Here is a 9,920-nt window from a genome sequence, read left to right as displayed (position 1 = left end):
CGACAAATACCTGTCTGCCTACCATATCCGCCGGGCCTGTGAGGCCAGCCTGAAAAGGCTGAAAACGGACCATATCGATCTCTATCAGATGCACCATATCGACCGGAACACGCCCTGGGAGGAGATCTGGCTGGCCATGGAACAGCTGATCCGTGAGGGTAAAATCAGCTACGTTGGCAGCAGTAACTTTGCTGGCTGGGATATTGCCACTGCACAGTGCAAGGCTGACGCGCGCAACCTGCTGGGGCTGGCATCGGAACAGAGCCTGTACAATCTGACCCAGCGCACGATTGAGCTAGAAATCATTCCGGCGCTGCGTCATTACGGCATTGGCCTGATCCCCTGGAGCCCGGTCGGGATGGGGATGCTGGGCGGTGTTCTGAAGAAAATTGCCGGTGGCCGCCGGGCATCACCGCAGTTGCAGGCACAAATCAACCGCCGGCGGCCACAACTGGAGGCCTGGGAAACACTGTGTGATGAGCTGGGGGAAACACCATCAGACGTCGCGCTGGCTTGGCTACTGCAGAACCCGGTGGTTAGCACCGTGCTCAGTGGTCCGCGTACAGTTGAACAGCTCCGTCAGAATCTCAATGCCCTGACGCTGTCTCTTTCAGATGATACGCTCAAAAGGCTGGATACCATCTGGCCTGGGCCAGGCGGAGAGGCACCTGAAGCTTACGCGTGGTAAAAGGTTATCAGTGTTAACAATTACCGGCCTTCGGGTCGGTAATTACATTATTTCGGCGAAATTTATTTATTACCTGAAGATGTTGTACTTTTCATCAATTCTTGGATGTCCGCTCCTCGCTCATAGCGGACCTTAATTGCAATAAATCTTTCGCCATGGGAACGCTATTACACTTGTAACTGACTGATAATATTGATCACTTAATTATGAACTATTGGCGAAAAATCACTGTATTACACTGATTTAATAGGAGAACTCGCAAGATTTAAAATCCCTTTGAACGAGTGAGAACGACAACATTCATGTTCAGTTGACTTGATGTTAACAGTCATTAACGAAATCTATTCCCCAAAATGAAAGTTAACTCACTGATTGGGAAAGAATAAAATGACAGTTCGCAAGAAAGGAAAATCAGCCAGAAATAACATATAACTGGCTGATTTATACTGATTAATCCTTGATTGTACTACCTTGCTTGTGGAACAGTTCACGGAAGACCGGATAAATATCTTCCTGATCGCGAATGTGCTGAATGGCAAAGTTATCAAACGTCTGCTGCAGATGTTCATATTCACGCCACAGCGTCTGGTGCGCCCGCCGGGTGATTTCGATATAGCTGTAGTAACGCACTACCGGCAGAATTTTCTTCGCCAGAATTTCATGACACAGCGGGGAGTCGTCCGCCCAGTTATCGCCGTCCGACGCCTGCGCGGCGTAAATGTTCCACTGCGCCGGGTCATAGCGCGCTTTCACCACTTCATCCATCAGTTTCAGCGCACTGGAGACTATCGTGCCGCCGGTTTCCTGTGAGTAGAAAAACTCGTGCTCATCTACCTCTTTGGCCTGAGTATGGTGGCGAATATAGACCACCTCCACGTTTTTATAGGTTCGGCTCAGGAACAGATAGAGCAGGATATAAAAGCGTTTGGCCATGTCCTTAGTGGATTGATCCATTGAGCCCGAGACGTCCATCAGACAGAACATCACCGCCTGGCTGGAAGGCTCAGGGCGTTTCTCGTAGTTCTTGTAGCGTAGGTCAAAGGTGTCGATAAACGGCACGCGGTCGATTTTTGCCCGTAGTTCGGCAATTTCTTTGCGTAGGCGTTCTTCTTCCAGAAGCTGCGCCGGTTCGCTTTTGGCCACTTCATCGAGCGTGGCTTCCAGCGCGTGCAGCTCGCGACGTTTACCTGCGGTCATCGCCGTACGACGGGCGAGGGAGTTTTGCAGTGAACGCACGACGCTGATGTTCGCCGGTACACCGTTGGCGGTGAAGCCTGCACGGTGCGTTTTAAACTCGGTGAGCTGACGCTGTTGGTTACGCTTGAGGTTAGGCAGCGCCAGGTCTTCAAACAGCAGATCCAGATACTCATCTTTGGAAATCTGGAACACGAACTCATCCTGACCTTCGCCATCGGCGCTGGCCTGTCCCTGACCGCTACCGCCGCCACCGCCGCCGCCCTGTGGTCGCTCGATACGATCGTTTTGTACGAAGTGGTCGTTACCGGGATGAACCCGATGCCGCAATCCGCCGCGCCCCTGATGGAACATCGGCTCGCTAATATCATCCGTCGGAATGGAGACAGATTCACCGCTGTCGATATCGGTCACCGAACGTTTGTTGATGGCCTCGGAGATCGACTGTTTTATTTGCGCTTTATAACGGCGCAAGAAGCGCTGGCGGTTAACCGCACTCTTGTTTTTGCCGTTCAGACGCCGGTCAATGAACCAGGTCATAGCCCCTCCTGAACTGCTTTTGCCAACTTACTGCGCCTGTAAGTGCCGGATGAACCGGCCTACGGGACATTGTTGTCGGCCCGGCAGCGCGAACGCCGCCGGGTACCGTGTGGTTATGACGATTTACGCACGCGCAGATACCATTCGCACAACAGGCGAACCTGTTTGCGGGTATAGCCTTTTTCCATCATCCGATCGACAAAATCGTCGTGCTTTTTCTGCTCATCGGTTGAGGTCTTCGCGTTAAACGAAATCACCGGCAGCAGCTCTTCGGTATTGGAGAACATTTTCTTCTCAATAACGGTGCGCAGCTTCTCGTAGCTCGTCCAGTTCGGGTTGCGGCCGTTGTTGTTGGCGCGGGCGCGCAGCACAAAGTTGACTATCTCATTGCGGAAGTCTTTCGGGTTGCTGATCCCGGCAGGCTTCTCAATTTTCTCCAGTTCAGCGTTCAGCGATTCGCGGTCGAACAACTGTCCGGTATCCGGGTCGCGATACTCCTGATCCTGAATCCAGAAATCGGCGTAGGTAACATAACGGTCGAAAATGTTCTGCCCGTATTCCGAGTAGGATTCGAGGTACGCCGTCTGGATCTCTTTACCGATAAACTCGGCGTATTTCGGGATCAGATAGCCTTTGAGGAACTCCAGGTAGCGTTCCGACTGCTCCTGCGGGAACTGCTCGCGTTCGATCTGCTGTTCCAGCACGTAGAACAGATGTACCGGGTTCGCCGCCACTTCGGCGTGGTCGAAGTTGAACACGCGAGAGAGGATCTTAAAGGCGAAACGGGTAGAGAGACCGTTCATTCCTTCGTCCACGCCCGCATAGTCGCGATACTCCTGGTAGGACTTCGCTTTCGGGTCGGTATCCTTCAGGCTTTCACCGTCGTACACGCGCATTTTCGAGTAGATGCTGGAGTTTTCCGGCTCTTTCAGGCGTGAAAGAATCGAGAAGCGAGACAGCGTTTCCAGCGTGCCCGGCGCGCAAGGCGCGTGGGTCAGCTCACTGTTGTTGAGCAGTTTTTCGTAGATCTTGATCTCTTCGGAGATGCGCAAGCAATAAGGCACCTTGACGATGTAAACACGGTCGAGGAACGCCTCGTTGTTTTTGTTGTTGCGGAAGGTGACCCACTCAGATTCGTTTGAGTGTGCCAGGATAATGCCGTTAAAGGGCAGGGCAGAGATCCCTTCGGTCCCGTTGTAGTTACCTTCCTGGGTGGCCGTCAGCAGCGGATGCAGCACCTTGATTGGCGCTTTAAACATCTCGACGAACTCCATGATCCCCTGGTTGGCGCGGCACAGGGCACCGGAATAGCCGTAGGCATCCGGGTCGTTCTGCGCGTAGTGTTCAAGTTTGCGGATATCGACTTTACCGACCAGCGCGGAGATATCCTGGTTGTTTTCATCGCCCGGTTCAGTTTTGGCAATCGCAATCTGTTCAAGGATGGATGGCCAGACTTTCACCACGCGGAATTTGGTAATATCGCCGCCGAATTCGTGCAGGCGCTTCGCGGCCCACGGCGACATAATGGTGCCCAGATAGCGGGTTGGCACGCCGTACTCTTTTTCCAGAATCTGCGCGTCTTCCTGCGGATTAAACAGGCACAAAGGATGATCGTTAACCGGGCTACGCTCGCCGTTGGCGCTCAGCACGTAAATAGGTACGCGCTGCATCAGCGCTTTAAGACGCTCCGCCAGCGAGGATTTACCGCCGCCGACCGGGCCTAATAAGTAGAGGATCTGTTTCTTTTCTTCCAGTCCCTGGGCGGCATGTTTCAAATAGGAGACGATCTGTTCAATCGCTTCTTCCATGCCGTAGAATTCTTCAAACGCCGGATAGCGTCCGATAACTCGGTTCGAAAAGAGACGGGAAAGCCGCGGTTCCTGGGCAGTATCAACCATTACAGGCTCGCCAATAGCGGTTAATAGCCGTTCTGCTGCGTTAGCATAGGCACTGCGATCTTGCCGACAAATGGTAAGAAACTCCTGCAGTGTGAACTCTTCGTCCTTGGCAGCTTCATAGCGCTGGCGATAGTGATCGAATATATTCATGGCATGCCGTCCTTTCGTTTTTTAGCACAGGTTAAGAGCCATTGGTATGAATAGTGGGGGCTCCCGGAAGAGGTAAGCCGAACGACGCTCACTCCTTAATCCAGCAACCCTTGTGCCAGGTTGTTGGACGATTAACGGTAACGTGCGCTGCGATTACACCTTCTAAAATTAAGCGTAGATGGCATTTGCAAAACTTGCATGGCGGGAAAAACGATTTTCAATGACATATCAATAACTCATCAAAAAATACGGGCATTAATTCTTTTTATATTTTTTACGCTTTCATAGTGCTGTCACGTATTTGCAAGCGTGTTGCCATCATTGGGCAAGATAATGATGAGTCGTATTCTGATATTACAGGTAAAAAATTTGTCGTTAGGCTGTGTGAAAGGTAAACTTCAGCCCGCTGAAATGTTGAAAAAAGGAATGACAGATTGTGAATCGAATCAAACTTCTAGCTTTAGGGGTCCTGATTGCCACTTCTGCTACCGCAGTACAGGCGGAAAGTAAGCTGACTCTGGGTGCGGGTGTCGGGATTGTTGAGCATCCATATAAGCAGTACGACCATGACTTATACCCTGTACCGGTTATCAACTATGAAGGGGATAACTTCTGGTTCCGTGGTCTGGGTGGCGGCTACTATTTGTGGAATGACGGCACAGACCAACTCTCGGTGATGGGATACTGGTCTCCGATGTACTTCAAGCCGGGCGACAGCGACAACAGCCAACTGCGTAAGCTTGATAAGCGTAAATCTACCGTGATGGCGGGTGTCTCCTGGATGCACCATACACAGTATGGTTCTCTGCGTACCGCGCTTTCGGGTGACATTCTGGATAACAGTAACGGGGTGGTGTGGGATACCGCGTGGGTGTATCGCTACACCAACGGTGGCCTGACCTTAACGCCGGGTATCGGCGTTGAGTGGAACAGCGAAAACCAGAACCAGTACTACTACGGCGTTTCGCATCATGAAGCGGCAAAAAGTGGTCTGAGAAGCTACGACCCAAGCAACAGCTGGAACCCGTATCTGGAGCTGACCGCCAACTATCGCTTCGCGAACAGCTGGAGCGTTTACGGTACCGCACGTTATACCCGCCTGTCTGACGAAATTACCGACAGCCCAATGGTTGACAAGAGCTGGACCGGGTTACTGTCTACGGGTGTGACCTACACTTTCTAAATTGTCCCGAATTTCAGCGGGATGAACCCCAACGTATTGCGCGTTGGGGTTGCACTGCAAAAGGGCCTCGTCGTGGTGCACTGCACCGTGGTGAGGCTTTTTTATTTAAAGGCGTATTTCACGCCCATCATAATCGACGCATCGCTATAGCTGTGGTCACCCACCTGTATCGCGGTACCTCCCCATAAATTCAGCGACGGGGAGATTTGCCCCTGCACGCCGAGTTTTAGTTGTGCAATATTGGCCGCGCCTTCCTGACGAATCGAGGTATCGCCCATGCTAATCTCGGCGAAGTGGGTATTGTGCAGCCAGTCGGCTTCGGCGTATGGTTTGAACTCTCGCCCCTTGCCGTCGTCCTCCGTGCGGTGGCCGCGCAGATAGAGCCGCATCCCCAGACGGGATTGCAGATTGCCTTTGCTACTATCTTTCACCTGCGTACCGTTGGCTTCGATGTGGTCTGGGCTTTTGACCCCCATCCACGTGAGCTGGGCCTGTGGTTCAAGATAGATAGCCTGGCGTGGCTGCTCCCGCAGTAGCATGTTATAGCCCGTTTCCACCGAGGCAGTGAAACCGTGGCTGTCATAGGTTTCATGCTGCAACTCATCGCCGTTGACCCGGTTAGTAAACCAGTTGTAGTTCACCCAGCTATCGAGATACAGACCCTGTCGGCTGACCGCGTTCTGATACCAGGTGCTGTACGCCCCCACGCTATAGCCCGCCATATGGTTACGCGAGCGGTAGTTGGTCAGGGATGATGACGATTGCCCTGAGACGTTACCGTAGCCTGCCATCAGCCCTGCGCCCCAGCGGTCATCGCCATTGCGGCTGCCATGCCAGAATTCGTTACCCAGCTGAGCCACATAGCGGTTGGCGCGGGAGCGAATTTGCCCGCCTGCCGCGCGCGAGCGGTTCTGTCCGCCTTCCTGGCGCAGCCAGAAGGTGCTTGCCAGGGCAGATCGCTTGGCCCCCTGTGGCGTGTACTCAGTGGCGCCTTCACGATCGTCCAGCGATAGGCTAAAGACGGTGTTGGCGGCGGCCAGGTTGACCAGGTAGCTCCCGGCCTCCGGGCGATACTGCGGTGTCACCGTCTTGGTGTTGATTGAGGTCAGATACCAGTTCTGGCCTTTTTGCACCAGGCTATAGTCCCACGGACCAGCAACCACACGGTTCGCCTGTACGAAAGCGCCAGCAGCGGATAGTCCGCCAACGCTGATGACTTCAATCCCCTGATTCGTCTGTGCGCCGAGACCGCCCACGTTATTGACCGTGACGCGCGTGGTGCCGGAGGTATCGCCCGCAATGCTGAGATGATCGGTTTGCGACGCATCATCGCCCAGCACGGTATTGAGATTCAGCGTGCTATCGCTGTCACCGCGATAGTTACCGCTGACATCCAGCTTGTTACCCACATGCAGCAGACTGCGTGATAGCGTGACGCTGCCGCCGTTACTGAGGTTGCCGTCAACCGTAAAGGTCGCGTCAGTGTCATCGCTCTCGGCTGGCGAACCTACGGTCAGTGAACTGTTGGTTTCAAGCGTTGTGCTGCCGACGCTGCCGGTGCCGGAGAGGGCGGTGGCGCTCAGTGCGGTTACCGCACTTTTGAGTGAGCCGGTAACATCCATACTGCCGCCGGCAAGGGTCGTTTCACCCTCAAAGGTACTGTCACCGGTAAGCGAGAGAGCACCAGACCCTTGTTTGGTGAAGTTCCCGCTGCCAGTCATGCCATGGTCTATCGTGGCGCGGTAGCCCAGAGTATCCAGCGTACCGCCAGCGCCAGCGATATTTATCGGCCGTGAAGCGTCCAGTGAGACGTTGTCGAGCAACTGGAGCGTACCGCCGTCGAAGGTCAGTGCGCTTCCGGTCTGGCCGAGGCTCTCGGCTTTTGCAATCTGTAATACGCCGCCTTTCAGCGTCCAGGGGGTGACTGAATCCGTACTGTTTTTCAAAAGCCAGGTACTGGCATCCTCTTTGCTGAAATGGTCGAAGCCCTGATACTGGGCGCTGTCGCTAATACTTACGGCATCAAATTCCGCGTCACGGTCGCCGCTAAGGATTAGCGTATCATCACCGTTACCCGCGCTGACATCGCCCACCACGTTGTAGCCCGCATGTAGGGCCAGCGAGTTGGTGCCGGAGGCAAACATCACGGCCTGGGAACGGATGGTTCCGTCCTGGCTCATCCCGCCCTGAAGCGTACCGCTGTTGATGATGGTCATATCGCTACCGTATACACCGATGCCGCCCGCACCCGCGCTGCCGGTGGCAGTACCCGCATTGCCGCCGCTGCCGCCAGAAATGGTGCCGCTGTTATCCAGCGTACCGCCGCCAGCCTCGATATGTACGCCGTCACCGCCGCTGCCGCCGTCAGACTGGCCACCGCCGCCGCCACGATTCCCGGTCCCGCCGACAATGTTACCGTCGTTGGTCACCGTGCCGCCTGCGCCAATCAGTACGCCGTTGCCTCCTTTGCCGCCAACGCCACCGTTGCCGATGCTGCCGCCACCGCCGGTGCCGCCCATACCGCCGTGGACCGTAGCGCTGGTAGCGTTAGTGACGGTACCTTTGCCGTGAATGGATAACCCGTTGCCACCTTGACCACCGGTTCCGCCGTCGGCGTTGGTACCGTTAGCATTGGCCCCCGCACCGCCGTCGCCGCCGGTAAATTCGCCCTTATTAAGGACATCGCCCGCGCCGGTAATATTGACGGCGGTACCGCCAATTCCCCCGACGCCACCGCCGCCCGCAGAGTCATCTCCGCCTTTACCGCCCAGCACTTTCCCTGACGCTTCGTTGGTCACCTTCCCCTGTTGGGTGATATCAATCCCAATACCGCCAATGCCGGAATCGCCGCCGTGGGAGGTTGCCAGGCTGCCGCTACCGCCGCCACGGTTGCCCGCGCCGCCGATGACCTTGCCGAAGTTAGAGACCGTACCGCCATTTTCCAGCGCAATACCGATACCACCGTTACCGCCGTCGCCACCGTCGCCGCCGCTGAGGTTCAGACCGCTGCTATTGGAGTTACCACCGCCGCCGGTCCCGGCATAGCCGCCGCTTATCTCGCCACCCATCTGGTTGGTGACGGCGCCGCTATTGACCACGGTGATCCCGCTGCCGCCGTTGCCGCCGATGGCACCATAGCCGACAACGCCGGTTCCCTGACCGGCATCAACCGCGCCACCGTTACCGCCATTGCCGCCGATACCGCCCAGGATTTTTCCCGTATTCGTGATTGAACTGGTATCGCTGAGCCATACGCCGTTACCGCCGCTGGCCGCTTTCCCGCCGGTACCGCCGACGCCGGTGACCGTGGTGTTCTGCTGGCTGTTGGCGTTGGCCGCCAGACCACCGGTGGCGCCGTTACCGCCGCTGATGGTGCCGCTATTGGTGACATTGCCGCCTTTTGTTGCAGTCACGCCGTCGCCACCTTCACCGCCCGCGCCGCCGCTACCGGCATGGATAGTGATACCGTTGTTGGTTTTATCATTCGCGCTGGCGCTGCCGGTATTCCCCCCGGTGCCACCGTTACCGCCGCTTATTGTGCCGCTGTTGTCATAGCTGCCGCTGGCGATGAGCAGCACGCCGCTCCCTCCGCCACCGCCGTCACCGCCGTTGCCGCCGTTCCCAGCATCGACAACGTCCGTGGTGTTTGAGCCGCCGTTACCGCCGCGCCCGCCGTTGCCGCCCCGAATGGTGGCGTTGTTTTGCGTCTGCCCGGATCCATTCAGTACAGCCCCCGCAGCACCACCGCCGCCACCACCACCGGCAGCGCCGGCACCGTTAGTGGCTACGCGGTCAGGTTCCTGGTGAGCCCCACCGTTACCGGCGGCTATCGGGCTGCCGCTCAGGCTACCGGTTTCGCCGCTTTGTCCGTCGCTGCTTGCCTGTCCGCGCCCTCCGGCGCCTCCAGACCCACCGTTGCCACCGACACCGGTCACTAAATCCATATTGCCGCCGTGCCCCCCTTGCGCGCTGGCATCAGGCGTTGCGGCACTGCCATCTGCACCATCGGCAGCATTCACTCCATTAGGCGTCAGGGCGCACAGGGCAAGCCCCACGGTGAGAGCAAGGGTACTGCGCCGGAAAGAAAGCGCGTGAAAAACAGGCATGATTATCCTCGGGAAAAACAAAATAATGGTGTTGAGCGCTGCGGGGCTGACGGTGAATCAGACAGGCAAATACCTGAATGCCGCGCAGTGGATAAGGGAATGAGAGTGAGTGTTATTCAGATTAATATTGTGACTATTTGAAAATTACTGGCATATTCTTG

The 9,920-nt window shown here is 55.9% G+C and carries 5 protein-coding genes; 2 read left to right on the top strand and 3 right to left on the bottom strand.

Annotated elements, in window-relative coordinates; translation table 11 throughout:
- On the top strand, positions 1-688 hold a 688-nt coding region (locus tag GKAS_RS12465), incomplete at its 5' end, for an aldo/keto reductase (RefSeq protein ID WP_035894610.1).
- Between the two features lie 450 nt (positions 689-1,138).
- On the opposite strand, the gene GKAS_RS12460 is transcribed toward GKAS_RS12465, so the two are convergent.
- Both GKAS_RS12460 and yeaG read right to left on the bottom strand, forming a co-directional pair.
- Complete coding sequence (locus tag GKAS_RS12460; RefSeq protein ID WP_035894609.1) at positions 1,139-2,422, bottom strand: YeaH/YhbH family protein; 1,284 nt, start codon at positions 2,420-2,422, stop codon at positions 1,139-1,141.
- A gap of 113 nt (positions 2,423-2,535) precedes the next feature.
- Positions 2,536-4,470, bottom strand: coding sequence for a protein kinase YeaG (gene yeaG / locus GKAS_RS12455; RefSeq protein ID WP_035894607.1), 1,935 nt, complete (start codon positions 4,468-4,470; stop codon positions 2,536-2,538).
- Positions 4,471-4,906: 436 nt separating this feature from the next.
- Here yeaG and GKAS_RS12450 point away from each other — a divergent pair, with 436 nt between their 5' ends.
- On the top strand, positions 4,907-5,653 hold the full coding sequence (locus tag GKAS_RS12450; protein WP_035894606.1) for a MipA/OmpV family protein: 747 nt from the start codon (positions 4,907-4,909) through the stop codon (positions 5,651-5,653).
- A 101-nt stretch (positions 5,654-5,754) separates the two neighbouring features.
- Here GKAS_RS12450 and GKAS_RS25445 read toward each other — a convergent pair whose 3' ends face one another.
- Positions 5,755-9,759, bottom strand: coding sequence for an autotransporter outer membrane beta-barrel domain-containing protein (locus GKAS_RS25445; protein WP_051910760.1), 4,005 nt, complete (start codon positions 9,757-9,759; stop codon positions 5,755-5,757).
- Between the last annotated feature and the right edge of the window lie 161 nt (positions 9,760-9,920).

This window comes from Kluyvera ascorbata ATCC 33433, assembly GCF_000735365.1.
GTDB classification, from domain to species: Bacteria; Pseudomonadota; Gammaproteobacteria; order Enterobacterales; family Enterobacteriaceae; genus Kluyvera; species Kluyvera ascorbata.
Note: the sequence above shows the minus strand (reverse complement) of the source record. Positions and strands in the feature narration are given on the sequence as shown.

Coding starts and splice junctions, on each gene's coding strand:
- GKAS_RS12460 (WP_035894609.1), bottom strand. CDS start 2,422: ATGACCTGGTTCATTGACCGGCGTCTGAACGGCAAAAACAAGAGTGCG.
- yeaG (WP_035894607.1), bottom strand. CDS start 4,470: ATGAATATATTCGATCACTATCGCCAGCGCTATGAAGCTGCCAAGGAC.
- GKAS_RS25445 (WP_051910760.1), bottom strand. CDS start 9,759: ATGCCTGTTTTTCACGCGCTTTCTTTCCGGCGCAGTACCCTTGCTCTC.